We start from the raw sequence: 26833 nt of genomic DNA on the forward strand, positions 1-26833 counted from the left end.
TATTACTAAATCACTGCCTAAACATGGCTAAAAGAATTATTTACAATGAGCAAGCTCGTAGAGCGCTCGAGAGAGGAATTGATATCCTTGCTGAGTCTGTGGCTGTAACGCTTGGACCTAAAGGAAGAAATGTTGTACTAGAGAAAAAATTTGGTGCTCCACAAATTATCAACGATGGTGTCACAATCGCTAAAGAGATCGAATTAGAAGATCACATTGAAAACACAGGGGTTGCTTTAATCAGACAAGCTGCTTCAAAAACTAATGATGCAGCTGGGGATGGCACCACAACGGCCACCGTTTTAGCTCATGCAATGGTTAAATCAGGGTTGAGAAACGTTGCTGCAGGAGCTAATGCAATCACCTTGAAAAAGGGAATTGATAAAGCGACTGAATTTCTAGTTGGTAAAATTCAAGAGAATTCTAAACCTATTAGCGATAGCAATGCTATAGCTCAATGTGGAACTATTGCAGCTGGAAATGATGAAGAAGTTGGTCAAATGATTGCCAGTGCTATGGATAAAGTTGGCAAAGAAGGTGTTATCTCCTTAGAAGAAGGTAAATCAATGACTACTGAATTAGAAGTTACTGAGGGAATGCGCTTTGATAAAGGCTATATCTCACCTTACTTCGCAACAGATACGGAGAGAATGGAGGCTGTTTTAGATGAACCATATATCCTTCTGACTGATAAAAAAATTGCCTTAGTGCAAGATTTAGTTCCTGTTTTGGAACAAATTGCTAAAACTGGTAAACCACTAGTCATTATTGCAGAAGATATTGAAAAAGAGGCTTTAGCAACTCTTGTCGTTAATAGATTACGAGGCGTGTTAAATGTTGCTGCAGTTAAAGCTCCTGGATTTGGCGATAGAAGAAAAGCCATGCTTGAAGATATGGCCGTTTTAACTAATGGACAACTTATTACTGAAGATGCAGGCTTGAAATTAGAGAATGCTACCTTAGACATGCTTGGAACAGGTAGAAGAATAACTATCAATAAAGAAACTACAACTATTGTAGCTGAAGGTAACGAGCAAGCAGTTAAATCTAGATGCGATCAAATTAAGAAGCAAATGGATGAAACAGATTCTTCATATGATAAAGAAAAGCTTCAGGAACGTCTGGCTAAATTAGCTGGAGGTGTAGCAGTGATTAAGGTTGGGGCTGCTACTGAAACTGAGATGAAGGATAAAAAGCTTCGTCTTGAGGACGCTATTAATGCAACAAAAGCAGCTGTTGAAGAAGGAATTGTACCTGGAGGAGGAACAACACTCGCTCATTTATCTCCTATTTTAAAAGAATGGGCTGATAAAAATTTAAAGGGAGAGGAATTAATTGGAGCTAACATTGTTGAAGCTTCACTTACTGCTCCTCTTATGAGAATTGCTGAGAATGCAGGTTCTAATGGAGCTGTTATTGCTGAAAATGTAAAAACTAAACCATTTAATGATGGATTCAATGCTGCTACTGGAGAATATGTAGACATGTCCTCTGCTGGTATAGTTGATCCTGCAAAAGTTACACGTTCAGGATTACAAAATGCAGCTTCAATAGCAGGAATGGTTCTTACCACTGAATGCATAGTTGCAGATCTACCTGAGAAAAAAGATTCAGCTGCTCCAGCAGGCGCTCCAGGTATGGGCGGCGACTTCGATTACTAATTAAACAATAGTTTTTAATTAATTTTTTGAAAGGGATCATTCCAAATGATCCCTTTTTTATTGAACTTTTACGAAATCCAACCAGCGCTAAGAATAATTGCTAGAGACAAAAATATCACTAAAAAAGTCCAAGTTATTTTGTTTAGAGAGGCTTCTGCACTACTTGCGCTGTTGAACATAGAGCTTCCACTGGCGGCTATTCCTCCCATTCCATCACCTTTAGGACTATGAAGTAAAACTAAGAGAATGAGAAGAACTCCGGAAAATACCCAAATCCAACTAATAATTTGAATCATTGCTTAAAAAACTTTTATTGACCTTAAACATGTTGAACCACCTTATTATAACCCTTTGATTCAATTTCTTGAATAAGCGATTTGCCTGTCATTTCTTTTGGTATTGGTAAATTTAATAATTGCAATAAAGTGGGAGCAATATCTGCTAAGCCCGCGTTTTCTCTTAAATTAATTTCATTTCCCATACTTGGTATTTTTCTTTTTTCACCTTCAATCAAAATTAATGGAACTTTATTTATTGTGTGTGCTGTCCATGGTTCTCCTTCCGATCCTTTCATTACCTCTGCGTTACCATGATCGGCTGTAATAACTATGCTCCCGCCCATTTCTCCAGTAGCATTAACTATTTGACCTATACATTTATCTACTTTTTCAATAGCTTTAATTGTTGCATCCATGTTGCCTGTATGACCAACCATATCAGGATTAGCAAAATTGATTACGACAAAAGCATAATTCCCGCTTTTAATTGCTTTAGAGCAACTAATAGTTAATTCCTCCGCAGACATTTCGGGTTCCATATCATAAGTTGCGACTCTTGGAGATGGAATCAAATGTCTCTCTTCTCCAGGTAAAGGTATTTCAACTCCTCCATTAAAAAAGTATGTTACGTGAGGATATTTTTCAGTTTCCGCGGTTCTATATTGTTTAAGTCCGTTTTCTGAAACTATTTGGCCTATAAAATTATTGAGTGATTCAGGAGGGAATGCAACTTTAACGGGAAAGTTCGGATCATATTGAGTAAAAGTAACAAAATCTAGATTTGGATAGTTTTTTCTTTCAAAGTCTGAGAATTCCTTGACGGAAAGTGATTTAACTATTTGTCTAGCTCTATCTGGACGAAAGTTAAAGCAAATCAAACTATCCCCATTTTTAAGATAGTTTTCAGAAATACGTATGGGCTCTATAAATTCATCGGTTATGTTTTTATCATAACTTTTTTCTATGTAATCCTTGGGAGAAATTTTTGTTATTTGAATATCAGGATCAGTCAAATTAGAATATGCTTTTTCTGTTCTATCCCATAAAAGATTTCTATCCATTATCCAGTATCTTCCGCAAATGGAAGCTATTTCTCCTAGGTTAAATTTTTTTATACATGATTCTATTTGCTTTAGATATTTCAAGGCACTTTTTGCAGGAGTATCTCTTCCATCAGTAATAATATGGATTGCAACTTTTTTAAGTTTATTATCATATGCCCATTTTATTAAACCTAACAAATGATCTATATGGCTATGAACTCCCCCATCAGAACATAATCCCGTGATATGCAAAGTAGAATTATTTTTCTTTAATGAATCAGCCATCTCTTTTAACTCATTTACCAAGCTTAATTGATTATTTTTTACAATATTTGAAATCCTTACTAGTTCTTGTTGTATTATTCTTCCTGAGCCAATGGTAAGGTGCCCTACCTCTGAATTACCCATTTGACCATCTGGGAGACCTACATCAGACCCGCTAGCACTTATAAGGGTGTGGGGGTAAGCATGCCACAATGAGTCCATTATTGGGGTACTAGCACTTTTTATAGCATTATCTGATTTTTCTTTGCGATATCCCCATCCATCTAGTATCGCAAGGACTACAGGGCTCTGAGGAACACTTAATCTTTTTATATTTTTGCTGCTAATCTTTGACATATTTAGATCAAATTCATTGTTAACTGATCCAACCTTAAATTTAGCTTCAAAAGTTACTCTTTAACAATTTATATTTAACATAGTTAGCTTTTGCTAATTTATAAAAATATTAGATTAATTTTATTTCTTGATAAATTATGTCCAAGAAGACAAAAAAGATCGTAATACTTACTGAAGTTGAGCTTAGAAAAACTATTTCGCGTTTAACTTGCGAAATTATCGAAAAAGTAAAAAAACTGGATAACCTTCTATTGGTTGGCATCCCAACTAGAGGAATAGAGTTGACCGAAGTGCTAGAAAAGGAATTATTCTCTAGAACAGGTTTAAGAGTTAAAAAAGGAACAATTGATCCAACTTTTTATAGAGATGACCAAAATAGAGTTGGAACTCGCCTAATACAAGCTGCAGATATTCCAACTCCTATTGAGAAACAAGAAATTCTTTTAATAGATGATGTAATTTACACAGGTAGAACAATTAGAGCTGCAATGGATGCTTTGTATTCATGGGGCAGACCTCAAAGAGTAATGTTATTAGTAATGGTTGATAGAGGTAATAGAGAATTGCCTATTCAACCAGATTTTTGTGGTAAAAAAGTGCCAACTAGTAAAATTGAAACTATTAGTTTACGTTTAAATAATATTGATAATGAAGAAGGTGTTTTTCTTGAGTAGCAAAATTTCAGAAGATATTTCCTAAATTATATTCTCCATAAAATTCATCTTTAATATCGAAACACTTAACTGATAAATCAGCATTTTTTGTAATTTTAAAAAAAAGTTTTAATGTGTCTTTTCCAATATTAGATTTATTTTTTAAAACTATCTTAAGTGGTTTTTTGTCCCATTTTATAATTTCTTCTTCATTTTGAATCTCTGATAACTTTGGTAATCCATTCTCAAAAATAACATCATATACTCTTTCTTTTTGCGTCTCTCCAATTATTATTTCGAATATTTTTTGATTCTTTTTACTGGATTGAAGGATGAGTTTAAAGGGTGTTTCTGTTGGCCATGTTTGACCTTTGCAAAAAATAGGATGCCAAAAGTGTTTTTGCTCTCTTTTATTAAATAATCTTATAGATAATCCTTTGTTTAATATGTCTTTAATTTTTACCCCAGGGGTCATTGCTAAAGCTCCCAAAGCTATTGATTCAATAGGTGGCGGAGACTTTACTTGAATTTTTGGAATTTTTTTTGTTATCCATTCTTTAATCAATGGTATTTGAGTTCCTCCACCAACCAAAACAATTGCATTTAAGTCTTCAACTGTGCAAAATTTACCTCTTGCTTGATTTAATAAATCTTTTAGTAAAGAGTTAAGATGATTAATAAGATTATTGGCTATGAGTATCTTCTCAAATATTTCTTTACTAAGATAAAATTCAGTTTCTTTATTTTGTTCTGTAAGTAATTTGATTGGATATTTATTTTCATACTTGATTACAGATGAGCTAAGTTGACATTTTATTTTTTCTGCCTTTGAAAGATTATTAATATAATTATTACCTGGAATAAAATAATCAACTATCCATTGATCAATATCTTTCCCGCCAATTTTTGAGCCTGTTTTTCCAATTATTTCAGCACACCTTATTTTTTGTTTTGAAATTGAACTTACATCATTACCTCTAAATTTTAATAGTTCAGCTATTGGACCAGATTTTCCTTCTCCTCCTTCTATTTTTACTATATTCATATCGACTGTACTTCCTCCAATATCTAATGTCATCATTTTTGAGCCAAATGGTACATCTATTCCTAAACTTGCCGCAGTAGGTTCATCAACAAGAGCTATTTCATCTACAGATATTTCCTTGCAAAGGTTAACTAACCATTCTCTGTACCCCTTGTATGTATCTATAGGAGCAGTTAAAACAAGTCTTTTGATCTCATACTTGTGCGGAATATTTTCCCACAAAATTTGAAAAAATTTTTCGCCACATTCATTAGGATTTAATATATTTTTTTGGTTATTTTTTTCAATAGAATTTCCAATTAATCTTTTAAAGTTCGAATGAAAAAATAAATCAGAATTTGAGTTATCCCTCATCTCCAGGGCGCTAATACCAATTTTAGGAATTTTTGAAGGTTGGTACCAAATAGCTGAAGGAATAACTCCTGGAGAAGATGTAATATTCGGTATTTCAACTAAAACAGAATTTACATCTTTTTGATCTTGAAAAGCTATAACAGTATTAGTGTTCCCTAAATCAATAGCAAGTGTTCCAGATAAACTTTCTTCCATATGAAATTATTTAAATCAATTAAGTTCTTTTTGTAATTTATGTTTTGAAACGGTCGAATAAACTGTAAAATACATTTTATAGTAAAAAATTTTTTTTAATGAACATATCTAATAATGCAGGAATTGATTCTAATGATCTTGCAAAGAGAGGTGAGAGCTTGATAAGAAAATCAACTAATAGATATTTAACTACAGTGAAAATTGCTTTCAGGGCTAAACAAAGACGTTTTGATGATTTTGATGGCTTATTAGAGGAGTCAACTATTAAACCCGTTCAAAGGTCAATTATTGAACTAAGTGATGAACAAGATCAACCAGATTTACTTCCAGGCTAATTTTGGTAAAAGACCAAAGAAGATGGAGATTACTTAGAGATTTTAAAAAAGGCAAATTTTGCTTTTTGATCGGTGTTGATAATTGGTCAATCGAATTACAAAAAAGTGAATTTTATTCACTTTACCTTCTACTCTTAAAAATTAATGAACAATTTTTAGTTATCAAGGATCAACTAATGGATGAAGAATTCATTACTTTAGAATTAGAAAGACTTCCTTGGTATATTCAGTTAGAGGGGAAAAAGAATGAATGGAGTTTAAGGTTTGTTTTTGAAAGCCAAGACCAAACTAGATCCTTCGAGATGTATTGGCCGATACCAATAGCACAAAATTTATTTTATGAAATAAAAAACATGTGGGAATCAATGGATTAAAAGATAAATAAAATTGGAAATTTTAGAAAAAATTTCCCCTTCCCAAAAAAAATTTTTCACAACTTTTCCACAGTTATTAATAAAAAAATATCTGTTTATCTAAAGCATGTGGAAAACTTCTGATTTTAAGCAAATCTTTATATTTAAATAAGATTTAAATTTACAAAATTGATTTTCATGACTTCCCACTTTATAACTAAATTCTTATTATTCTACAAAATGAGACTGTCTCTTAATAATGCTTGTTGACGATTCAGTAATTTTGGAGAAAACTACATCTTGTAGATTTAAATTTCAATAAAGTTTTTTCCAATATGCAAGAGTTAAATTACGAAGAAAATTCAAAAGTATTAAATCATAAAGATGAAGTCATAAGTTTCAAATGTGAACTTCAAGAAAATCTTCAAAAGGCTATGAAAGAATTCGTTGAGGAGCATCCTAACTGGGATCAATACAGAATACTACAAGCTGCGATAGCAGGATTTTTAATGCAAAAAGGATTTCAAAATAGGGATTTAACGAGACTTTATATTGGCAATATGTTTTCGATGAATTTTAAGGATTAAAAATTTTAAATTTTTTCTAATAGTATTTTTGCAATGTCATTTCTGACAGGTAATATAGATAACCTATTCCCTTTTTTTACGACTAATAACTCATCCTCATTAAATAAAATCTTTAATTCAGGTAAACTTAAAATCTTATCTGACTTAAATTTATATTCTACTTTTACACAATCCCACCTAGGATTATCAGGCTTCGATTTTGGATCAAAATATTTTGAATCTTGATCAAATTGAGTAGGGTCAACAATATTTAGATCTATTACCTCCATAAGTCCCACAATACCTGGGGGTTTGCAATTCGAATGATAGAAAAAAACTTTATCTCCTTTATTCATTTTTCTCATAAAATTTCGAGCTTGATAATTTCTTATTCCATCCCATAAAGTTTCACCGTCATTTTTTAAAGTATCTATGCTGTAAGCGTCAGGCTCACTTTTCATTAGCCAGTAATTAATATCAGTCATATTAATAATTTAGAAGAAAATTACAATGTGTGAACGGTGTGTGAACAGAATATTAAAGACGTTCAATTCTAGGTTCATTATCCATCAAATTATCTATTTAGGAAAGTGAGGGTTGGTATGGGGTTCTTTTGACAGTTAATACTCACTATGATTAAGATGAAATCTAATAAATATTAGATATATTGAAGTGAAATTAACTAGTGATTAAGAGTATTAATAAAGATTTTTTTTATAAGTTATCCCCTTTTGTTTTTATAAGTTTTATTAGTTTTTTTAGTGTTGTTAATGCTGCAATGCAGATTTTCGTAAAAACGATAACGGGAAAAACTATAACCCTTGATGTGGAAGCGAACGATACTATTCAAAGTGTCAAGGTAAACATACAAGATAAAGAAGGAATAGCTCCAGACAAACAAATCTTGACCTTTGCTGGCAAACAACTTGAGGATATTAGAACTTTAAGCGACTACAACATTCAAGAAGAATCTACATTGAATTTAGTTTTAAGCACCACTCTCAGCAGAGAATGGGTGCAACCTTATGCGGCTATGCAAAGTGTTGGATTGGGATCTATTAAAAACAATAGAGATTTAGTATTGGCAAAAGCTGGCAAATGCGATAACTCAGGATGGGTAATTGAAAATACTGATTATTGTGTTTATACCAATGTTAAAAACACAATTGCCTCGGTTAACGGAAATAACAGTTACGGATCATATGATTATGCAAACTTTAATACCTCAATAAATTTAGAGAAAACTATTAATGATAAATGGAAAGCTGGGATTGCTTATGGCGTTGGGTCCTCTAATTTAGATAACTTCAACTTCTCTAGTACAACAGCAAGTTTAAGTTCTACAAATACCCATTACTCATTTTATGGTGTTAAAAAAGTAAATGATAAATTCATCCTCAAAGGAATGATTGGGGGATCCGACTTTGATTACAAAGGGATTAGAACTTATTCAACCACCTCAGCATCATCTGCATACGATACTGATGGATATACAGCAGAAATAAATGGTATTTGGGATATAAAAAAGATTATCAAAAATATGAAAACTCCAATCCGTTTTAAACCATCAGTTGGTGTTGCTTATGCAGCTCATACTCAAGATGGATTTAGTGAATCTGGAAGTGGAGATTTAATAACACTTGAAGCTAATCAAGCAGAATCTCTTCTTTTTAAAACAGGAATTAGTGTAGATAAACAAATCCTTATGGAAGGAGGAAAATGGTTATTAGTTCCATCAATCTCCTTGAACTATGAAATGGATACTTCTGCAGACAATAATAGAGGTCTTAAAGGAGGATTAACAGGAAGCTCTGATGCAAATACTTTGGTTTCTGCTAAAACATTTGGTAAGCATAATGGCTCTGTAAAAGTTGGAACGGATTTTGTATTAACCAAAGACTTTATGCTTAATTTAAATGCCGAATATGGATTAGGAGGAGCAGGAAATAAGCAGTCTTATGGAGGTGGTTTTAAGTGGCAATTATAATAGTTAAAAGTGTGGACGAAGTGTGAACAGATTACGTATTTAGTTTCTCTGCAAACGTTCAAATCATCGATTTATTTAATCTAATTTACCGTATAAAAAATATAGAAACAGATCGCTGGTTACAGATCTTTTTTTCTCTATTTATTGGAGCTAAATAAAATCCTAGTTATAGCTTGATTCTTGACCTTACTGTTCACACAGAATTGGTTATCTGTTCACATAGGGGTTATAAACTAAGGCTATTACTAGGTTTTGTTCTCTCTCTATAGAACGATGTACCCGAAGCTCAAGCAGCTTCTGGAGCAAATATTCTGCTGTTCTCTAAAGATTTTAGAACCCTTCTTAATCAATAAGCGCAACCCATGAAAAGGCTGCTCCAATACCAATTAAAATTCCTGAAACTAAATTTTTATTCTTTAAAATTTTCCCAATGTGCTCTGATAAATATAGGACTATCAAGAGCAAAGATCCTTGCCCTATAAATATCCCTAAAAAGTAACTTAATAGAGGACTTTGCTCAGCACCAACAATCGCACCTCCTATCAAGTAGCCATGTAAAGAGATCATGGGTAAAAGTAATGAGCTAGGTAAAAAGCCCAAAATTATCAAACTTTCTACAACTAAGCTTAAAGATACTAATGCTTCTGCGTAGGGAATCATAAATTCTGGCAATGATAAAAATTGCGCAACAGCACTTCCAATTAAACCAAAACCTAATAAAGGTAATATCCATTTTTTTGGGAATCTCAATCCAATAAGACTTATTGCCAAAATAAAAAGGAGATGGTCTGGACCTAATAAGGGGTGACCAATACCTCTGATGAATCCCTGCCAAGAAGTTAATGTGGAACTTTCACCCATACCAAATGGATGATGAGCAAATACTGGATTGCAGATACTAATAAAAAACAAACATACTGGGAAGATTATTGAAGAGACTCTTAAGTTCCTATGAAAAAAATTTTTAGAATTCATTTTTCTATTTAAATTAATGATCTTTGCATGGTGAACATTCTTCACAATCTGTACATTCGCAAGGACAAACACAACCACAACCTGGACAAACTTCGTTCTCATTTGAAATCAAAGTATTTGTTAATAGATTTTTTGTAAAAGTAATAACCATAATTAAAAAATTTTATTCTTAAATATAAACAATATATGACAAAAAATCAATAATAGTAATAACTTATACATTTTATAAAATTTAATCAAGAAAACGATTATCATTTTTATTTAATTAAAAATATAATATTAAATAATATTTAAAAATGATTATCATATTCATGATTATTATTTAGTAACCATTAATAAACCTTTTAAATAATATTTTGATAATGAAAATCATATTCATGTTTATTATTTAAAAAAGATAACTTCACTCAGCTTCTACATCAATAATTCGTTTACCTTCTAACGCATTAATCCTTTCTTCTTGTAGCTCAATAGCTTCTTTCGTTTATCTATTCATATGCAAGTAGTAAGCATTTCAATTTATTCAGCTGGAGTTAGTGAATAACAAATGTCTTTATAACCATTTTCTTTATCCCACTCTTTCATCTCTGGAGTACTTGTCGCCGCAGCAAATCCTTCTAAATCCTTGACTTTAAGAATTAAGTGACTTTTATGGTCATTTACCTTGATGAGTTCATATTCTTCGACATATTTATGTCCCTCCTTTTCATGGAAATCTGCTACAAATTTATCAAAATCTTCAAAAGAACAATCAAAAGTAGAAACTATTAAGGTATTCATAAAAAAAGGGTTTTATTCATTCATCTTAGATCGCCTGTCAATCAATAAAAAGTTCGAATGAGGTTCGAATAGAATTTTTGATAAAAAATAAAAACCTTGATATGACTAGTAAAATGCATCTTGCTCCTATTTCATTAGCCAGTAGTTTATTTGAGTCATATCAAGGGGTTTGGAGAATATTGCAAAGTGTGGATAGTGTGTGGATGGAATAGTTTATACACCCTTTTATTAACCTATTATCCATCAATCTTTCTATTTAGGAAAGTGGTGGTATAGGGTAACTCCTTCGCCATGTGTATATGTGAACCTATAGAGGAATTTATAATATTTTTTTTCGGAATTTTGTAGGGGTTATGAATAATTACCAGTACTTAGGGATTTATTTAATTATTAAAAGTTACATCCATCGTTAAGAATTTCTTTCTTTATACCACTTGCATAGTTCCAATCACCCCACTGGTCATAAACATAAAAACTAATTTTATTTTGATCACAAAGAACGTTCACTGTATCATATCCCTGATTAGACGCATTATAAATTCGGGTGGCATATTGATCACTGGTGTCTGTTTCATACCACCCATTGATATTGACCCATAGATTTTTAGAATATTGCTTCCAACCATTTGCTTTTATTACATTAACAATTTCTGGATCTCCTTTTTTGTCGCTGCATAAATCGCTCATTATCCTAGATTTATATTCATTTTTTGGAGTGAACCATTTTTCTTTGTAAGGAAATTTACTTAAAAATTTTCTTCTGCTGCAATCTACATCGAATATTTCAATAACAGGGTCAACAGTAACATTGCTCTCAATTTTGATTTCGTAATGTACAAAACCATTATTGCTTAAATACTCGGAGTCTAATGTGATACCACCCCAATAAGCATTGAAATCGCCATATTTTCTCCATTGACTGCCAACTTTATTGGAAGAATCAGTTTTATTTGAAGAACAAACAAAATTGATAACATCAAATTCTGGCGAAGCTGAAGGTTCTTTTAAATTTATTTGCGTACCCAATAGACCCTTTTCACAATCAACTGTCCAACCAGTACCAATAAGCTTTTTGTCACGGTTATTAAACCCATTTTTGTCTAATCCAATTACATCAAGATTAAAATATCTAAAATTTCCTCTTTCAACTAAAGACCTAACATCAATAAAATAACCGAATCCACAAAAATTATCTTTTGTACACATTTCATAAGCCAAAGTTCCTGGGATAGGGGCAAACATTGATTGACCAACCTTTGTCCATGTTTCTTCTGCTTTTACCTCGGGGATAAAAAATAATAATAAAAGTATGAGAAATTTCTTCACATCAAAATCTCGGTAATTTGAATCACGAAACTTTCCTCTTGAAGAACTCTTTGATTAGTGCAATTATTTCCAAGCTTGTTTGCAATTAATTTCCCTGCTTTTCTAACATTATCTTTATACAAAAGATCGATATCATATCCTTTTTTCAGCATTAAATTTTCTACGTTTAAAACGAAAGATTGTTTTGTTAATTTACCTTGCCTTAAAAAACATAAATTCGCACCAAGTATTGATGCTCCATAAGCTTTTTGAGTCATCATAGAAGACTCAGCGCTAACAGCAGTAGGTAAAGCAAGAGCAGCTATTAGTGGGATTAGAAGCCTTCTCAAAACAAAGAGTTAATTATCAGGCATAATAGTGAATATTTTTATTTGGGACAATTTTTTATTAAGGTATTAGGTCTAGAAAAATTGAATTACTTAAAGGAAAAAAGTGTGGACGAGGTGTGGACGGAATTTGTTTGATTTTTGAGATCCATTGCTATGACTACTGGCACATAGTTCATTAGCCAGTAATTTATTTCAGTCATATCAAAGGATTTGGAGAGAGTTGCAAATCGTGAACGAATCGTGAATGTAATATCATACTATTCACTTTTATATATTTATTATCCTGCAAAATTTCAATTTAGGAAAGTAATGGGTGGCATGGGGGTGTATAAAGGACCGTGCTGCATCGTATATATGATCTGATACATTTCTGTTAAAAGTTTACGGGTACAACCTTTCAATAGCTTCTTTCTGTTCTTGCTTTTTTATGTCTTCAGCATCTAAAACAGGGCACGAGTTTTGATTTAGTGATAAGAGGAAAGTGCTTTTTTGGAATAGTTTGAAAAGTGGTGTAAGTAATAAGTTTTTCATTTATTCCCAAGTTTTCATATCAGAGAAGTCGCTTGCTATTGCATGAAGCATCCCTCCTACAAATGATCTAGGGCAACCAAGTTTGTTAACTAAAACTTCTGATTGTTTTTTGATATCTTCCCAAGTAGGTCTGATATCCTCATTGATTTGTTTAAGGCTAGGTTTAAATTCTTCTGAATCATTCATATTAATTAAAAGGTATTAACTTATTAAAATTCAAATGATAGTAAAGAAAATCTCATTTATTTAAATAAATATTCAATAAAAATTACAAAATAAATTCTTTAGAAATTATTCTAAGCTGATTTAAATTCAGATTATTTAAATAATTATTTGCAATCAATTTTTCCTCATTAATTTCGAGATTTTTAATCTCAGAAATAATGCTATTAGATATTAAATCAATTAAATGTTCTTTATCCATGACTTATATATATACCCAAAACAAACATTAATTATTTAAAGTCTTCAACTCAACATATAAGTAAAAATACCCAGATAAATATAAAACTTATAGGTTTGCTAAATCACTTTAGATGATTGGTATAGGGTGCACACGAATTATCAGCTACTCACACTTGAGCTTTTTATGTAACATAATAAGTTCACATAAAGTAACAATTAAATGAAAAGACTTTTTCCTTATATAGCATTTGCATGTTTAACTGGTTTTACGGCTACGAGCGGTTTACCAGTTATAGCAGGCGGTTGTAGTAGCCACATGAACAAAAAAGCTGAAATCAAATGTGCTGAAGATGATACTGAGTGTCAAACTGAAAAAGCTGAAAAGTTTGATTTAAGAGATTCTCTCAAGTCATAAAATTATGACTCAAATCAGTTTTTTTATGAACTCTGCCCCAAGAGATTTAATCGAGTTCGTATTCTTTGCTGCAGTTGGTTTTACTGCAGGATTATTTGGATTAATTTAGTTATAGAAAATTGACCCATTCTTTTTTTCTCCTAACCATTTTAAGTCTTTCTTTCTTTTATGTGATGGCTTGCTTATGGAGAGATTTAATTAATCAAAAGTAAAAAATATTTTTAATTACCTTTTATAAATAAATTTTTGTATGTCTTCGAATAGATTAGATTTTGATTTAAAAAATCCATTACTTTTTAAATAAGATTTTCCTTTTTCTATATTTTCAATTCTTTTTTCATAAGAATTTTCATCCAAATTTTTTTTCATAAAAAAATAGTCGGACTCTTATTCTGAATAATGCTCACAAAAAAGCGGTTACCTTAAATACAAAATTTAAATTCTTTTTTGAATTGCTTCTCATTCAAACTAAAGATCAAATAAAAAAGTTTCTTACTTAAATTTCTAAGAATTTTTTGATATCTTGTTCTTCATGTCCTCAATATTATTAATTAATTTGTCTAACCATTCTGTATTGTCTTCTGGTTTTAAATATTTAATTTTTGGTTGATTAATTTCAAGAGTCTCAAAATCTCCACTCATAAATTATCCTTTGAATATTTGTTTAACTACCTCTTTGTTCTAATTGATTTGATTAAAAAACTGCGTATGTAATGTGTGCGGTTTGAGGAACATTTAGGTACGGAAAGAGGTATGTTTTTTTAGCCATTTAAATCTATGACTGACCTAAATTAGAAATATGGTTGTCATGAGTCGGTTGCGTTGTTACAACTGAAATCAACCATAAACTTTAAATTGCATTTAATAAAATGACTTACTACAGTTGCTTTGATCAAAAGGGAAACATAATTGCTCGCTGTCAGACTAAAGAAGATATAGATGTTCTTAAGAAAATGGGCAGACCAATAATGGAAATAAAAGAAATGAAAAAAGAGGAATCAGTTGTTTGTTCTTTAACTGGTAGTCCATCCGATTACAACGACGATTATTAAGAGTATGACTCAAAGATCACTTCAATTAAATCAACATGGAAGATCAGTAGTTTTTTTGTTGATTGCATTAAATAGCATTTGTACTTTATTTTCTACTTTTGAAAAAGCATTAACTGATCGCGAAAGAGCGAGATAAATTATTTAGTTATTTTTGTATTAACAGTCAATCAATAAAATTTAAGACATAAAAAAAGACCCTTTTACAGGCCTTTTTTTAATGGTGACGACAGAAAGGAGATCTATTTAATAATCAGATTAAGAATTTTCTTAGAAATTAGTTTTGAAAGTAAAAGGGATTACTCACTTCTTCATGCTTTACAAACGACTTTATTTTTAAGATAGTTCAGAATTAATCCCGAAAGTTTAATTTCTGATTACTTAACTTTCTTTCCGTAAAGATTAGATAAGTTAATTTACCTTGGTATTGCAGACCATGGATTAGTGAAGATCTAGTTGGTCAACCTTGGTCGAGTCGATCACCAGAACTGTCGTATAGATAAGTTAATCGGTCACATATATTTTGCATGAATCCTTAAGATTGATTTAATCATGATTACATAAATCTTTAATCCTGGGACCACATCATCTCTTATCAAGCATTTTATTTAGCCAGAACAAGAAAAAGCACCTGCAAGAATATTTTTAAAAATTGGTGCTTGACCTAATGCGTATAAGAAGAAAGTGGATGATGCGAGAGTAATAGCTATTTTAGAAGCCCTGTTAACTTTCAAATTTGAGACTTTTGTAAATGCGGAATTCATTTTTCATTAATGTACTGAAATTACAGTAGCTGTACAAATAAAATATTCAGCATCAAAAATTACCAAAGAATAATTTTATTGCTACTGTTGCTGCTCTTGCATTTTTATATGTTCGAATTCTTTTTTAGAAACTATTCTCATTTTGAAATCTGGATATCTTGTCTTCCACCATTTATTAATTGAAATAGCTACATCCGTTAATTCTTGGGTGCAAATATGAACCCATAAAATCTTAGTTTGTTCTTCTTTATAGAATTCCCAACTCGAAGGTGAAGCCATTAAATCGTGAACATATCGTGAACATTTTTTTATGGGTTTTTGAGATCCATTGCCATGACTATTGGCTCACTTTTCATTAGCCAGTAATTAATTTCAGTCATGTCAGTTAGTTATAAGAAAATTACAACGTGTGAACGGTGTGAACAGAATACTTAAAAACGTTCAATTCTAGGTTCATTATCCATCAAATTTTCTTTTCAGGAAAGTGATGGGTGGTATTGGGGTAAGTCGACTTTTCCAAAATCTATAGATAACGCTTCACAAAATCTTACCAAAATTTCGAGCTGATTTATCTAATAAATAGGAGTTGTATGCGGGCTTCTATAGCTGGAAGGCAGATCCCCTTATTTTTAAAGAATCTATTGTTGCACCTCTTTTATCTTCTTGAGTCTCTCGTATTCAACGTTTAAAACACCTAAACGAAAAGCATCTTTCAATCCTTTTAGACCTTCCATTAGTAGCTTTGCTTCAACAGGAGAATGTGACTTCATGTTCAAGAAATCTTTTTGTCAAGATTTGTCATCCCATTTAGTCATAAAAAAGAGCAGTTTTGTTCCTGTGAGTAATGATCGAATATCAATTATCAATTATTTAAAAGTTTAAATATTGCATGTCTATAAATTATTAATCCAGAAACTTATAAAAATTTTCTTAAAAATTCTTTTAATAGAATTCTTTCATCAATAAATTCCAACCAATTAAATATGCATCTTTATTAAAGGATTCTCTTTGATCACACATAAACCCATGATCAGCTCCTTTAACTTCAACATAAATAAATCTCTCTTTAAGTGGATCTACTTTTTTAAATCTTTTTTCAATTAATAATCTGTCTTCTATGGGAATTAAATCATCTGAAGAACCACAAATGAAATTTAATTTCCCAGAAACTTTTTCAAGCAAGTCTATGGGAGCAAAATTAGTATCGGTTCTTGGTACTGTGACCCCTGCTCCATAAAAACAAAATGTACTTTCTATTCCTTTTAATGAAGCAGCAATAAGTGCTGCATGACCTCCAAAACAAAATCCAATAATTGAGATTTTCTTTTTTGGATATTTTTCTTGAACCCAATTTATGGCTGCAGAAACATCTTTAATAATATTTTTAAAAGTGGTTAAATTTTTATGATGCCTTCCTAATTTCAATTCTTTTTCACTATATCCCAATTCTAATTTTGGAGCTGTTCTTCCGTAAAGAGGTAATGCTAATACAGGTACTTTTTTTGAGGCTAATTTTTCAGAAAAACTTCTTATCCAGTGATTTATCCCAAAGACCTCTGGTAAAACTATAGATATATTTTCACAGTCACTACCTGAATCTACCCACCAAGATCTAAGAGGTAAATCACCACTATAAACGTTTGTCCATTCCCTTTTCATTTGTTTTAAGTAAAAATTTTTGCGGAAAAAAGAGGTTTATTCCTCTAAGTTTTAATTGACTTTCAATGTAAATTTTCCTTATTCAATTTTATAAATTAAATCTTAAATTTAGTAGAGAAACTTATATGGAACTCGTTTTATATAAGTTATGTAAATTGAATAAAGTAGTCTTTTTTACCAATTTAATATACCTGTTGTTGAATAAATATATTTGTCCTTGAAAAGCTCCTAAAAATTACTTTTTCTTGAAATAAAGATTGACAAGACATTTATAAAAAAAACTTTTATAAAACATTAACTTCTTTTATGAATATGTTTCTAACCAACAAGACTCGTTTAAAAATTAAAGATATCGTAAAGAGAATTTCATTAGATGAACCTGTCGCATTAGAAGAAAGAATTTATGTAGAAAAGTTTGCAAAACATAATTCAACTGTATGGACATGGCTTAAGAAGGCTAATAGCTTGAGGAGATATGGCAAACAAAAATCAGATGGAATAAATGGGCTTATCCAAAATCTTGGCCTTGATGGTTTAGAGACTGAAAATCATTTCGATCCCAAAAATGATGATCTTGCTGATTGGTTTAGTGGATCTCCTGATTGGGTGAGGAGGAGTTAAGTGCTCTTATTTTAAAATAAATTCAAATTAATAATGAAAAAAGGGAACTTCCTTAACTTGTCTTAGAGCATAATCACAAATTCCGAATTGCATACATTCCATTTGAGCATCAGTTAGTTTTCTCTCAATTGATAACTTATCAAACAAATCACCAAATGCATGTCGAATTTTATTTTTAATCAGATTTCCGTAAGTCATAATTACCCCCTTTTTTAGAAGTTATTTAGTATTGGTTATATTAAAGAATCAAGAGTTTTAATACCTAAAATATAAATCTTAAATACATCAGTTTTAAAATATTTCACTTTATTTATAATCAGTATTTTTGCTCTAGGAAATTTCAATCATCACCACTAAATTGTACTCACTGATTGAGGTATACACTTCATGAGTACGTTCAAAACGAAATACTTTAAAAAAACAAAAAAGATTAACAACACTCTTTGGTTGGATAAATTAATTAATCAACTTGAAAAAAAATCAAAGGGAGTCTGATCATGAATACATTTAGAAATAAACAATTCAAAAATGAATTAGATCCCAAGTATGCCTTCTATGATTGTCTTCGTAGTTGCGAAATTAAGAGTAATTCTGAAAAGTCTTTGGAAGAATGCGTCGAAAATTGTGAACCTAGTCCATTACCAAAGATTCTCAATGGCTAAAAATAGGAATTTAAACTCTATTCAATGCCTATTGTGCCGTTATAAGGTTTTTATATAAGTTTAAGGAGGTTTATCTTATGACCAACCTTGCAATTGAGCTACTTCTTCTAATTATATTTTTAGTTAATTTTGGAACGATCCTTACCGCTAAAATTTATTCTCAATCAGTAAAAGAAATTCAACGTAAGAGGTTATTTTGTAGTGAATCTTTAAGAAACCGATATTTTGTTTTTTAATAAATTAATTCCAAACTAATAACTCTCAAACTAGAGCTCTAATATTAAAGTTAAAGCCCACCAAAACTAAAAATAAGGTGTATAAGGTACTTTTGTTTTTAATGAATCTCCGTAGTAACTTTCAGCTGACTTTAATAGGATCCAATAAATAAAATTCAGAAATGATTTTTCCATAGGAACATCTATACCTTTACTAATTCAAATCAGAATTTCAAATAAAAACATCGTAGAAAATACTTAACTGAAGAGATTTAGATTTTCTTAGTTAATTTGTGATGGTTAGGTTTGTATGAAATGCTACTAAAGCTTGTTTTATCATCGATTTGGTAATATTCCTTATTGATTCCTTTAATTTCTGAAGATATATTAAATAAACTATAAAAGTAAGAAATTTATGAGTACTCAAAAAAACCAAAGCCATAAAAGACAAGAGCAAAATAATACAGAATGGTTAGATGAATTAATCAATAAGATTGAAAGCATGAAAAACAAAATATCAAATACTTATTAATCATTCTTCTAAATTTGTTATCAAGTCAGCTTGTAGTTTTCTAGGCTGACTTTTTTGATGATTTGATAATTTTCCATGCTTCTGATGCAGTGTCTGCATATTGGAAAAGATTTAAATGTTCATCTTCAATTAATCCAAGATCAGCTAAATATTCAAAGTTAATTATCTTATTCCAATACTCTCTACCAAAAAGTATGATTGGGATTTTAGTTTTCATTCCTGTTTGACAAAGTGTCAATAGTTCAAATAATTCATCTAGTGTTCCAAAACCTCCAGGAAAAAATACGGCAGCTACTGATCGCATAACAAAATGGATCTTTCTTAATGCAAAATAATTAAATTTAAAGCAAAGGCCGGGAGTTATAAAAGCATTTGGTATTTGTTCATTAGGGAGGCTTATATTTAACCCTATAGACTTACAATTTGCTTCAAATGCACCTCTATTAGCAGCTTCCATAATTCCTGGCCCCCCACCTGTAACAATCACATGAGAATTACAGTTTTTATTTTGATTATTAATTGAAGCAATTTTAGAAAACTCCCTCGCAGATTGATAGTAATTACTCATTAGAAGCAAATTTTCTAATCTATTTAAATTTCGTTTTAGAAGTATCGATTTATGATTTTTTTTAATTAATTCTTTTAAATTTTCAATTCTCTTTTTTGTATTTGATTCCTCTGCAATGCTTGCCCCTCCAAAAATAATTATGGTTGAAAGAATTTTATTTTCTTCAAGGATTAAATCTGGTTTAGTAATCTCAAGAAGCATTCTAACTCCACGCATTTCATTTCGGCTTAATAGGCCAATATCTTCGTGAGCCAATTTATAAGTATCTGAATTAATAATTAAATTCAGGTTTTTAAAATTATTACTATGGGATATATGTTTTTTCATTTCAAACAAGAGTTTTAACTTTTCTTTCTAGAGGATTAAAATAAACTCTTTTGATTTTGTTATTTTCGTAAATCCAATAAACAGGCGGACTTTTTCTTGCCTTAATTAAATTAATTTTGTCTAATTTTTGAGGGATAAATTCTTTAGCAGGATCAAAAAAATTATCTCTTTTGGGTTGGTTTAAAACAATACTACCTTTTTTCCCTGAGATAGATCTGTGATAAGTTCCTATAGGAATTTCTAATGCTCCCATAGATCTATTTAAATAAATCACATGATGAGGTTCATCCCAGGAAGGATTTATTAAAACAAATTTCCTTTCTCCAGTGATAACTAAATTGTGGTCAATTTGATGATTGTGAACGTAATATTGCTCATCTTTTAAATCATCTGGAGGAGATATAGCTTCCCCAGAATGGATCACAACATCAGAACCATTAGAACTATCTATGCCTGCATCAAAGAATGTGACTTTTGGAGTCTCTCTAAAAATATTTATTGGGAAGAATCTTAATTCCATAGTGCTAACTCCCTTTTAGAAAATTTATAAATACTAATAAAAATTTATTTACTTTTAAAAAACAGCTATTTTTTGATTTCTAATTGCAACAAACCAAGCAATCCTCTTGATTTGGATAATCCATACATTCTTTGTTTAAGGTTTCTTCTAAGAAATCTACTTTTTTAACATAATCAAGATCTTTTAATTCTTTTTTTGGAACCGTGAACTGAGTTTGTAGTTTCATTTTCTATTCTCCTAATTAATACTGTTTTTTGAATCCATTCCAAGTTTGAGAAAATCTTAATCCCAGATAAGAAATTAAAATTGTCCAAAATAAAATTTCTATCCCTAAATTAGTCATTTGCTTGGCCTCCTTTCTGTCTGTTTATTCTTTAGTACGGGTATTATGTAAAAATCAAGCGTAAGAATACCTAAAAGTTAAAGTTTTAATCACAAAAAATCTTGCAATGATTGTTACTCGGATGTTCTCTACATTCTTTATTCCAATAAGCTTCAATTTCTTTGAGCTTATTATCAAATGAAAGGTTTTTTTTATCCAAATTAATTTCTTGGATAGTAAATGTATCATTTAGTGCCATAATACTTACTTCTCGACTACACCTATTTTCTAATGCATTTGAATAGTAAATTTCAAGTTTTATGTGTGCGGTTTGAGGAACAAAATTGTACGGATTAAGGATCAAAAAAAAATCTCAAATTATAAAAAATTGCAAGGAAAATATCCTCAAAAAATTTATTCCAACTTTAAAAATTTTGTGTAATTTTGCTAGAAATTCTATTCTCTTAATACCTTCTTAGATCAGCCAGTATCTATCATTCATCTAATCTATCAGCATATTCTCTTAAAATCTCAGCCACCTTCTGAGTTGGAATTTCTTTTTGATATTCTCTAAATAAATCAAAAAATTTATCTAAGCAATCTTTCATTGAAGAGGATATAAAAATTAGCGTTTCATTTTAAAAGTAAAGTATGCAAACCCACCAAGCAATAAAAGGCTTACAACCCCATAAGTAATCGCTATGCCGTAAATGCATGTCATTTGTTTATAAAGACATAAGCAGAATATAAGTAAACTAAGAAAACTCCAATAGCAATGGAACTTCCATAAATAAGAAAGTTCCAAAATCTATATAATTTAGTTTTTTTAAATACTTTTTCTTCTTCTTTAGTAATCATTTATTTTCTTTTTCTTTTCTGGCAGCATTACCTTTTGCTCTTAATACCAAAGTTATTGTAAGGGCAGAGCTTAATATCATAGCATCAATTAATAGGTGCGGGGAAATACTCATCAGTTGAAAAGAGAAATAAAAAGAGTAATTATCTTTTTATCAATAAATCTATTGAAAATTAAAAAAGAGGGGTTTATCCCTCTAAGTGTAGATCGACTGTCAATCACTGTCTATTTTAGCTTTTTAGCTTCTCTTAAAAAAATAGTATTTTATTTAGCCAGAGCAAGAAAAGGCACCTGCAAGTAAATTTTTAAAAATTGGAGCTTGAACCAAGGCATACAAAAAGAAAGTTGATGACGCGAGAATAATAGCTATTTTGGAAATCCTGTTAACTTTCAAATTTGAGACTTTTGCAAATGCAGAGTTCATTTGTTCCTTAATTTATTGTTTTCATATTAACTGCAAAAATTAAATATTCAGCATCAAAATTTACCAAAGAAAAATTTTATTTCTCCTTTTTCTCAGCTTGCATTTTTACTTGTTCAAATTCTTTTTTAGTAACTATTCTGATTTTGTATCCTGGATATCTTGTTTTCCACCATTTATTGATCGAAATAGCTACTCATTCTAAATCTTGGGCACAAATATTTACCCATAAAATCTTATTTTCAACTTCTTTGTAGAATTCTCAACTTGTAGGTAAAGCCATTAAGAATCGCAAATGAAAAAATTTATAATTGTTGAAATAATTCTATAAATTTTGGTATGTAGTCCATGAGCTAAAACTTTTGTTTTTTTAATAAGATGATTTATTTGAAGATATAAGGTTTTCATTAAACGGTAATAAAAAACTCTAAACAAAAGATTTACGTCACTTTCGCCTTCTAGAAAAGTATTACTTTTATTTTAAACGAGTTTCAATTAAAAAATATCTCCGCAAAGAAGGGGCCAATTTTTGGCCCCTCTTGGTGAAACTCTTCCAAAGAAACACCATTAAAATCTTACTCTGAAAGCTGCAAAGTTAAACAAATTAACAAAATAAAGATTAACAATTTATGCGGTCTTTTTAAAAGGGTTCATATTCCTTAAAAAATTGTTACTCTTACGGGCACTCATTTTTCTATATCTTTGATTTATATCCAGGATATACTTCCTAGCTTTTTTATCAGTTTCAATTTTCTTTTTTCGAAGACGTAAAGCCCTTAAATCTTCTATTGACATGAGGCCATCATCTTCATTGAAATTTAAATGATCAAATTGCATCAGTTTAAGAAATTAAGTTTCTTCTTTAAGTGCAAGATTAACAACCTTATCTGTATTTGCAATAGAGATAATTAACCAACTTAACTCAAATTAGTTTTTCAATGTTCAGAAAGCTAAGAATTTAAGTATTAAAAACTTTCTAAAATCAAGAAAAACTTTTGATTTAATTATATTGAAATTCTACAGATACAAATGATTCTCCATAATGAGATTCGGCTGATCTTATAAGTAACAAGTAAAATAAATTTACTAAAGCTTTCTCCAAGAGGATTTAGTAACTAATTTAAATAAACTCATAATTTTTGTAATAGCAATTTACAAAATAAATTTATTAAGCAATCAAGATATTTTTCTTATAAAGCATTGATTTATATTAAGAGAAAAATTTGCACTCTCAGGCTTTAGTCAGCGGACTAAATCCTCGTGGAGTATTGGACTTTAGCCCGCTCTATTTTTTTAGCAAAAGAAAAATAGTACTGCACGGTAACTAGATCACCAATTATTTTATTTATTCTGAATAAGCATTTACGCGTTAATTGATCAAAAGTATCTGAGCATATGTTGGGGTTGTTTATTGTATAGAAAGGCTATAAAAATCTTCTTATATCAATGGATTCAGTATTTTTGCTCATTGATATATTGATTCTTAAAATAATATTATTGTTGATGCCTAAAGGGGGTTTAATTTTGAAAAAAATAATTAAATTTTTTAAACTACTTAAAAAAAGAATTGACATTCTTAACGCAGAGACTGAATTGAAATTTATATTGGAAAATAAATAATGGGATTCCCACATTGTCCTATTTGTGTAGTTCTAGCATTTGTTTCAGTTTTTATGGGAGTTACTCGTAGTTATATGTTATATTTTCTTGCTAGGGAGTTTATGAGAGTCGAATCTACTTTTAAATTTAAGTTTAGTTTCTATTAATTGTTGACATCTAAGTATAAATACTTTATAAATAGATTGTAGTGAATACTACAAAATCGTCCGATCTACCATCTGATAGACCGCAGTACGACTCAAGTTATAGGACGGGGACTTGAGCAAATTCAGGAGCTGCATCATGGTAAACATGTATTTCAATGGAAAGTCATTCGTATATTGTAGAAAACAAGAAGAAAAGATTATAAAGCTTACTTATAGAGGATCTATTTACTTGAAATAAGATTTCTAATTACTTTTTTAAAAAAAAGTTTTGACTTTTATTGACGTTTATGGCATTAAGTATTTATTAATACTTTATAAGAAGAACTTATAGTAAATATATTTTTTGCCTATTTAAAAATTCATATATTCGTATATTTAGTAACGAGAAATTAATTTTAAAATAATTAATTTGTAATTAGTTTTTTAAAAGGTTATGCAACCTATTTCTGAGGAACTTTACAAAAAAATAGTTGAGAGTTCTAAAAAATGAGTAGATTATTAATTGCTTTATTGGCTTTAGATATAGGCGTAAGTCTGTCTAAAGTTTTTATTTTCACCTGAAAATCAAATTACTTAGCATAAAGAAGCAATTGTTTTCTAAAAAAAGAAATATTTACTGAGTATTCTTTATTTGCTTTATTTATTTTATAAAATAAAAAATTAAACCAATGAAAGAACTACCTACAAGTAATAGCACCATTAAAAGAGCTATTAACTTTGCTAATCCCATAAAGATAAATCCGAATTTCCTGTAGATCTTTGCATCCAGTGCATTTTCCAAACATTATTTACTTTTTTAAAAATTGACGTAACTGTTGGTAAGTCATCATTAGGTGTCCCTTTATAAGTAAATTTTGAACCTAGTGTAAAAATGCACATTACTATATTTTCGCTTAAAAATTCGAATCGGTGAATTTTGGTTATTTCCGCCTTTTCTTGAACTATATCACCAGTAATCATGTGTTCGAACCCTTTTGCATCTATAGGATTACCACTGGGTCTTATGAATAAGAAATCTGGAGTCGCATTATTAATAAAAAATGAGGCCATTTTTTTTGGATTAGCAAACTCATTTAATAATGAAATGATTGTTTCTTTATCTTTCATAAAAAAAAGGGACATAGCACTTCTAGTTTAGATCTACTGTTTAAAATATTCAAATCGAAATGGAATAATTCCAAAAAAAATTCGTTAGGATGTTTTAAATAATAAGATTTTTAATGTAAATCATGATCAATTCATTAAACAAATTATTGCTTATTGGCCAAAAAGTAAAAAAATATTTGCCTTTCTTCATTGGATTTAAATTACTTACATTTACTGGCTTTCTTACTTATTTAATGAATCGCTAATTGATATAACCTTAACAATAAAATTTAACTAAATTAAGATCTAGTGAATAAAGAAGAACGAACTAAAAGATTTAAGTCTATGTCAAGTATGCAAAGACAAGAACTGATATTAAAGAAGATGAAAGAGAAAGGCATAGATGTGGGAAGTGGAATTCCGAATAAAAAATACGATAGCAAAGAGGTTTATGAATTAATTCATATTGCAAATTGTTTCCCAGAATTAAGAGAGAAAAATTAAAAAAATATTTAGGTTTCTTTTATTAAGTAATTTATTTTGGTTTCCTTATTGCAGAAATAATTAATCCACCTACTAATTTGAGATTCATAAATACTGCTTTTTGATCAAAAGGGAATACATGAAAAATTATCTTTGTTGGAATAAGAAATAATAATAAAATGACTGAACCGATTTTTTGTTTTTCTCCAAATATAAAAAATCCAGAAACCAATATAAGAAATATAATCGCTCCCACTAGAAGAATAGATGAAGTTGGTTAAGTAATTCCTTTTGAAGAAATATATTTAACTGTTCTTTCAAAATCATTTATTTTGCCTAGTATGGCTGAAATAAATATTGCTGAAATTGATATTCTGGAAAAAAATCTAACAAAGATTTGATACTTTTATTTTTCAAAAAAGAATTTTTCATAATCTTATAATAAAAAAAATTTTTTATGCGGTTTATAAATAATTAATTAGTTTGAAATAATTTTAAATTTTTTTCAAAGAGGTTTAGCTAAATTAATAGAAATTTTTTTAATTAATGTGAATCTTATTAAGGTAATTAATAGTAATTTAAGAATTGTCTTTTTATATTTATGAAATGATAAATCTAATTAAAATACATGTTTAAAAAATTTCTTTTAATTTCTTTTTTAATTTTAAGTTCCCTCATAACTATATATCCCTCAAAAAAAGAAAATACTAATTTTTTAGATTATTGTTATTCTTTAGAAAAAATAATTTCTCGAAATACAGTAGAAAAAAATAAGAATCTATCTAAAAATTTTAGGCCTTTAGCAAAAGATATTGCTCTATCTGGTATTAAAAAAACTAAAGGGACTTTAGCTAATAAGATAATTGATCAATATAAAAATTCCAAAAAATTATTTATTATTATTTTTATTCCAAACAAAATTTATTGTTTAGCAGGATATTGGATAGAGGAGGTAAGTCCAGGAAAATTCGAATCAATTTTATATGAGAAAACCAAACAAAAAATAAATGAATATAAGAATACTAAAAAAGAAGTAGATGAATTTATAAAAGGAATTAATTTAGACTTTAAATCTATAAAAAAAGAAATTGATGATTTCTTTTAAAAAATTTAAATCTTCTATTTTGATT

At 29.7% G+C, this 26833-nt stretch carries 37 protein-coding genes; 13 read left to right on the forward strand and 24 right to left on the reverse strand.

Going from position 1 to position 26833, the window contains the following annotated elements; all coding sequences use genetic code 11:
• Positions 1–23: 23 nt before the first annotated feature.
• Positions 24–1661, forward strand: a complete 1638-nt coding sequence (gene groL / locus EU98_RS01665) for a chaperonin GroEL (RefSeq protein WP_032516283.1) — start codon at positions 24–26, stop codon at positions 1659–1661.
• A 68-nt stretch (positions 1662–1729) separates the two neighbouring features.
• Here the strand turns inward: groL and secG are convergent, their stop codons facing one another.
• Positions 1730–1957 (reverse strand): preprotein translocase subunit SecG, encoded by a 228-nt coding sequence (gene secG / locus EU98_RS01660; RefSeq protein WP_011863548.1) that lies wholly within the window; start codon positions 1955–1957, stop codon positions 1730–1732.
• Positions 1958–1980: 23 nt separating this feature from the next.
• A complete protein-coding gene (gene gpmI, locus EU98_RS01655) occupies positions 1981–3603 on the reverse strand; it encodes a 2,3-bisphosphoglycerate-independent phosphoglycerate mutase (RefSeq protein ID WP_032516285.1) in 1623 nt (540 codons plus the stop codon).
• 137 nt (positions 3604–3740) lie between these two features.
• Here gpmI and pyrR point away from each other — a divergent pair, with 137 nt between their 5' ends.
• Positions 3741–4277, forward strand: a complete 537-nt coding sequence (pyrR, locus tag EU98_RS01650; protein ID WP_032516286.1) for a bifunctional pyr operon transcriptional regulator/uracil phosphoribosyltransferase PyrR — start codon at positions 3741–3743, stop codon at positions 4275–4277.
• Between the two features lie 7 nt (positions 4278–4284).
• Here pyrR and EU98_RS01645 read toward each other — a convergent pair whose 3' ends face one another.
• Complete coding sequence (locus EU98_RS01645; protein WP_032516288.1) at positions 4285–5850, reverse strand: Hsp70 family protein; 1566 nt, start codon at positions 5848–5850, stop codon at positions 4285–4287.
• 98 nt (positions 5851–5948) lie between these two features.
• On the opposite strand from EU98_RS01645, the gene EU98_RS01640 reads away from it, so the two are divergent.
• The 3 genes from EU98_RS01640 to EU98_RS01630 all read left to right on the forward strand — a co-directional run bounded on the left by EU98_RS01640 (position 5949) and on the right by EU98_RS01630 (position 7125).
• Entirely contained in the window at positions 5949–6185 is a 237-nt protein-coding gene (locus tag EU98_RS01640) for a DNA-directed RNA polymerase subunit omega (protein ID WP_002807252.1), read from the forward strand.
• A 2-nt stretch (positions 6186–6187) separates the two neighbouring features.
• Complete coding sequence (locus EU98_RS01635) at positions 6188–6559, forward strand: DUF1818 family protein (RefSeq protein ID WP_032516289.1); 372 nt, start codon at positions 6188–6190, stop codon at positions 6557–6559.
• Positions 6560–6873: 314 nt separating this feature from the next.
• Positions 6874–7125 carry a DUF2811 domain-containing protein gene (locus EU98_RS01630; protein WP_032516290.1) on the forward strand — a complete coding sequence of 84 codons (252 nt, stop codon included), beginning with the start codon at positions 6874–6876 and terminating at the stop codon, positions 7123–7125.
• A 5-nt stretch (positions 7126–7130) separates the two neighbouring features.
• Here EU98_RS01630 and EU98_RS01625 read toward each other — a convergent pair whose 3' ends face one another.
• Complete coding sequence (locus tag EU98_RS01625) at positions 7131–7589, reverse strand: EVE domain-containing protein (protein ID WP_032516291.1); 459 nt, start codon at positions 7587–7589, stop codon at positions 7131–7133.
• Positions 7590–7789: 200 nt separating this feature from the next.
• Here EU98_RS01625 and EU98_RS09570 point away from each other — a divergent pair, with 200 nt between their 5' ends.
• Positions 7790–9091, forward strand: coding sequence for an autotransporter domain-containing protein (locus tag EU98_RS09570; protein WP_072165469.1), 1302 nt, complete (start codon positions 7790–7792; stop codon positions 9089–9091).
• A 342-nt stretch (positions 9092–9433) separates the two neighbouring features.
• On the opposite strand, the gene EU98_RS01620 is transcribed toward EU98_RS09570, so the two are convergent.
• The 7 genes from EU98_RS01620 to EU98_RS09935 all read right to left on the reverse strand — a co-directional run bounded on the left by EU98_RS01620 (position 9434) and on the right by EU98_RS09935 (position 13456).
• Positions 9434–10138 carry a HupE/UreJ family protein gene (locus EU98_RS01620; protein ID WP_032516292.1) on the reverse strand — a complete coding sequence of 235 codons (705 nt, stop codon included), beginning with the start codon at positions 10136–10138 and terminating at the stop codon, positions 9434–9436.
• Positions 10080–10217, reverse strand: a complete 138-nt coding sequence (locus EU98_RS09930; RefSeq protein ID WP_193743030.1) for a hypothetical protein — start codon at positions 10215–10217, stop codon at positions 10080–10082. Before EU98_RS09930 ends, EU98_RS01620 begins: the two co-directional genes overlap by 59 nt.
• A 368-nt stretch (positions 10218–10585) precedes the next feature.
• Positions 10586–10846, reverse strand: coding sequence for a hypothetical protein (locus tag EU98_RS01615; RefSeq protein WP_032516293.1), 261 nt, complete (start codon positions 10844–10846; stop codon positions 10586–10588).
• Positions 10847–11236: 390 nt separating this feature from the next.
• Positions 11237–12172, reverse strand: coding sequence for a hypothetical protein (locus tag EU98_RS01610; protein ID WP_032516294.1), 936 nt, complete (start codon positions 12170–12172; stop codon positions 11237–11239).
• On the reverse strand, positions 12169–12501 hold the full coding sequence (locus EU98_RS01605; RefSeq protein ID WP_032516295.1) for a hypothetical protein: 333 nt from the start codon (positions 12499–12501) through the stop codon (positions 12169–12171). Before EU98_RS01605 ends, EU98_RS01610 begins: the two co-directional genes overlap by 4 nt.
• A 531-nt stretch (positions 12502–13032) precedes the next feature.
• Complete coding sequence (locus tag EU98_RS01600) at positions 13033–13218, reverse strand: hypothetical protein (RefSeq protein ID WP_025923503.1); 186 nt, start codon at positions 13216–13218, stop codon at positions 13033–13035.
• A gap of 82 nt (positions 13219–13300) precedes the next feature.
• On the reverse strand, positions 13301–13456 hold the full coding sequence (locus EU98_RS09935; RefSeq protein WP_193743031.1) for a hypothetical protein: 156 nt from the start codon (positions 13454–13456) through the stop codon (positions 13301–13303).
• 201 nt (positions 13457–13657) lie between these two features.
• Here EU98_RS09935 and EU98_RS01595 point away from each other — a divergent pair, with 201 nt between their 5' ends.
• On the forward strand, positions 13658–13852 hold the full coding sequence (locus EU98_RS01595) for a hypothetical protein (RefSeq protein WP_032516297.1): 195 nt from the start codon (positions 13658–13660) through the stop codon (positions 13850–13852).
• 225 nt (positions 13853–14077) lie between these two features.
• Here the strand turns inward: EU98_RS01595 and EU98_RS09940 are convergent, their stop codons facing one another.
• Positions 14078–14221 (reverse strand): hypothetical protein, encoded by a 144-nt coding sequence (locus EU98_RS09940; protein WP_193743032.1) that lies wholly within the window; start codon positions 14219–14221, stop codon positions 14078–14080.
• 135 nt (positions 14222–14356) lie between these two features.
• Positions 14357–14494 carry a hypothetical protein gene (locus EU98_RS09945; RefSeq protein WP_193743033.1) on the reverse strand — a complete coding sequence of 46 codons (138 nt, stop codon included), beginning with the start codon at positions 14492–14494 and terminating at the stop codon, positions 14357–14359.
• A 227-nt stretch (positions 14495–14721) separates the two neighbouring features.
• Here EU98_RS09945 and EU98_RS01590 point away from each other — a divergent pair, with 227 nt between their 5' ends.
• Positions 14722–14904: a hypothetical protein gene (locus tag EU98_RS01590; protein WP_032516298.1), complete on the forward strand. Its 183-nt coding sequence runs from the start codon at positions 14722–14724 to the stop codon at positions 14902–14904.
• A gap of 4 nt (positions 14905–14908) precedes the next feature.
• Positions 14909–15040, forward strand: a complete 132-nt coding sequence (locus EU98_RS10150; RefSeq protein WP_275040619.1) for a hypothetical protein — start codon at positions 14909–14911, stop codon at positions 15038–15040.
• Positions 15041–15509: 469 nt separating this feature from the next.
• On the opposite strand, the gene EU98_RS09950 is transcribed toward EU98_RS10150, so the two are convergent.
• The 4 genes from EU98_RS09950 to EU98_RS01580 all read right to left on the reverse strand — a co-directional run bounded on the left by EU98_RS09950 (position 15510) and on the right by EU98_RS01580 (position 17324).
• Positions 15510–15665, reverse strand: a complete 156-nt coding sequence (locus tag EU98_RS09950) for a hypothetical protein (RefSeq protein WP_193743034.1) — start codon at positions 15663–15665, stop codon at positions 15510–15512.
• 81 nt (positions 15666–15746) lie between these two features.
• Positions 15747–15944 (reverse strand): hypothetical protein, encoded by a 198-nt coding sequence (locus tag EU98_RS01585; protein ID WP_032516299.1) that lies wholly within the window; start codon positions 15942–15944, stop codon positions 15747–15749.
• Positions 15945–16303: 359 nt separating this feature from the next.
• Positions 16304–16435, reverse strand: a complete 132-nt coding sequence (locus EU98_RS10155) for a hypothetical protein (protein ID WP_275040620.1) — start codon at positions 16433–16435, stop codon at positions 16304–16306.
• 172 nt (positions 16436–16607) lie between these two features.
• Positions 16608–17324: a dienelactone hydrolase family protein gene (locus EU98_RS01580; RefSeq protein WP_032516300.1), complete on the reverse strand. Its 717-nt coding sequence runs from the start codon at positions 17322–17324 to the stop codon at positions 16608–16610.
• A 312-nt stretch (positions 17325–17636) separates the two neighbouring features.
• Here EU98_RS01580 and EU98_RS01575 point away from each other — a divergent pair, with 312 nt between their 5' ends.
• Positions 17637–17945 carry a hypothetical protein gene (locus EU98_RS01575; protein WP_032516301.1) on the forward strand — a complete coding sequence of 103 codons (309 nt, stop codon included), beginning with the start codon at positions 17637–17639 and terminating at the stop codon, positions 17943–17945.
• 27 nt (positions 17946–17972) lie between these two features.
• On the opposite strand, the gene EU98_RS09955 is transcribed toward EU98_RS01575, so the two are convergent.
• Positions 17973–18143 carry a hypothetical protein gene (locus tag EU98_RS09955; protein ID WP_193743035.1) on the reverse strand — a complete coding sequence of 57 codons (171 nt, stop codon included), beginning with the start codon at positions 18141–18143 and terminating at the stop codon, positions 17973–17975.
• Positions 18144–18442: 299 nt separating this feature from the next.
• Between EU98_RS09955 and EU98_RS09960 the strand changes: the two genes are divergently transcribed.
• Positions 18443–18607: a hypothetical protein gene (locus EU98_RS09960; protein WP_193743036.1), complete on the forward strand. Its 165-nt coding sequence runs from the start codon at positions 18443–18445 to the stop codon at positions 18605–18607.
• A 787-nt stretch (positions 18608–19394) separates the two neighbouring features.
• Here EU98_RS09960 and EU98_RS01570 read toward each other — a convergent pair.
• The 6 genes from EU98_RS01570 to EU98_RS0109150 all read right to left on the reverse strand — a co-directional run bounded on the left by EU98_RS01570 (position 19395) and on the right by EU98_RS0109150 (position 25241).
• Positions 19395–20249, reverse strand: coding sequence for an LOG family protein (locus EU98_RS01570; protein WP_032516596.1), 855 nt, complete (start codon positions 20247–20249; stop codon positions 19395–19397).
• Position 20250: 1 nt separating this feature from the next.
• A complete protein-coding gene (locus EU98_RS01565; protein ID WP_032516302.1) occupies positions 20251–20769 on the reverse strand; it encodes a hypothetical protein in 519 nt (172 codons plus the stop codon).
• 79 nt (positions 20770–20848) lie between these two features.
• Positions 20849–20995: a hypothetical protein gene (locus tag EU98_RS09965; protein ID WP_193743037.1), complete on the reverse strand. Its 147-nt coding sequence runs from the start codon at positions 20993–20995 to the stop codon at positions 20849–20851.
• Positions 20996–21197: 202 nt separating this feature from the next.
• Positions 21198–21455 (reverse strand): hypothetical protein, encoded by a 258-nt coding sequence (locus EU98_RS0109145; RefSeq protein ID WP_032516303.1) that lies wholly within the window; start codon positions 21453–21455, stop codon positions 21198–21200.
• A gap of 760 nt (positions 21456–22215) precedes the next feature.
• The gene (locus EU98_RS09970; RefSeq protein WP_193743038.1) at positions 22216–22371 is read right to left on the reverse strand and encodes a hypothetical protein; all 156 of its coding nucleotides are present in this window, start codon (positions 22369–22371) and stop codon (positions 22216–22218) included.
• 2483 nt (positions 22372–24854) lie between these two features.
• Positions 24855–25241 carry a DUF3804 family protein gene (locus tag EU98_RS0109150; protein ID WP_032516598.1) on the reverse strand — a complete coding sequence of 129 codons (387 nt, stop codon included), beginning with the start codon at positions 25239–25241 and terminating at the stop codon, positions 24855–24857.
• Positions 25242–25565: 324 nt separating this feature from the next.
• Between EU98_RS0109150 and EU98_RS01555 the strand changes: the two genes are divergently transcribed.
• The gene (locus EU98_RS01555) at positions 25566–25724 is read left to right on the forward strand and encodes a 3-phosphoshikimate 1-carboxyvinyltransferase (protein ID WP_413352738.1); all 159 of its coding nucleotides are present in this window, start codon (positions 25566–25568) and stop codon (positions 25722–25724) included.
• A 607-nt stretch (positions 25725–26331) separates the two neighbouring features.
• Positions 26332–26808, forward strand: coding sequence for a hypothetical protein (locus EU98_RS01550; RefSeq protein ID WP_032516306.1), 477 nt, complete (start codon positions 26332–26334; stop codon positions 26806–26808).
• The last annotated feature ends 25 nt before the right edge of the window (positions 26809–26833 follow it).

Origin of the sequence: Prochlorococcus marinus str. MIT 9314, assembly GCF_000760035.1 — a bacterium.
GTDB lineage: Bacteria > Cyanobacteriota > Cyanobacteriia > PCC-6307 > Cyanobiaceae > Prochlorococcus_A > Prochlorococcus_A marinus_B.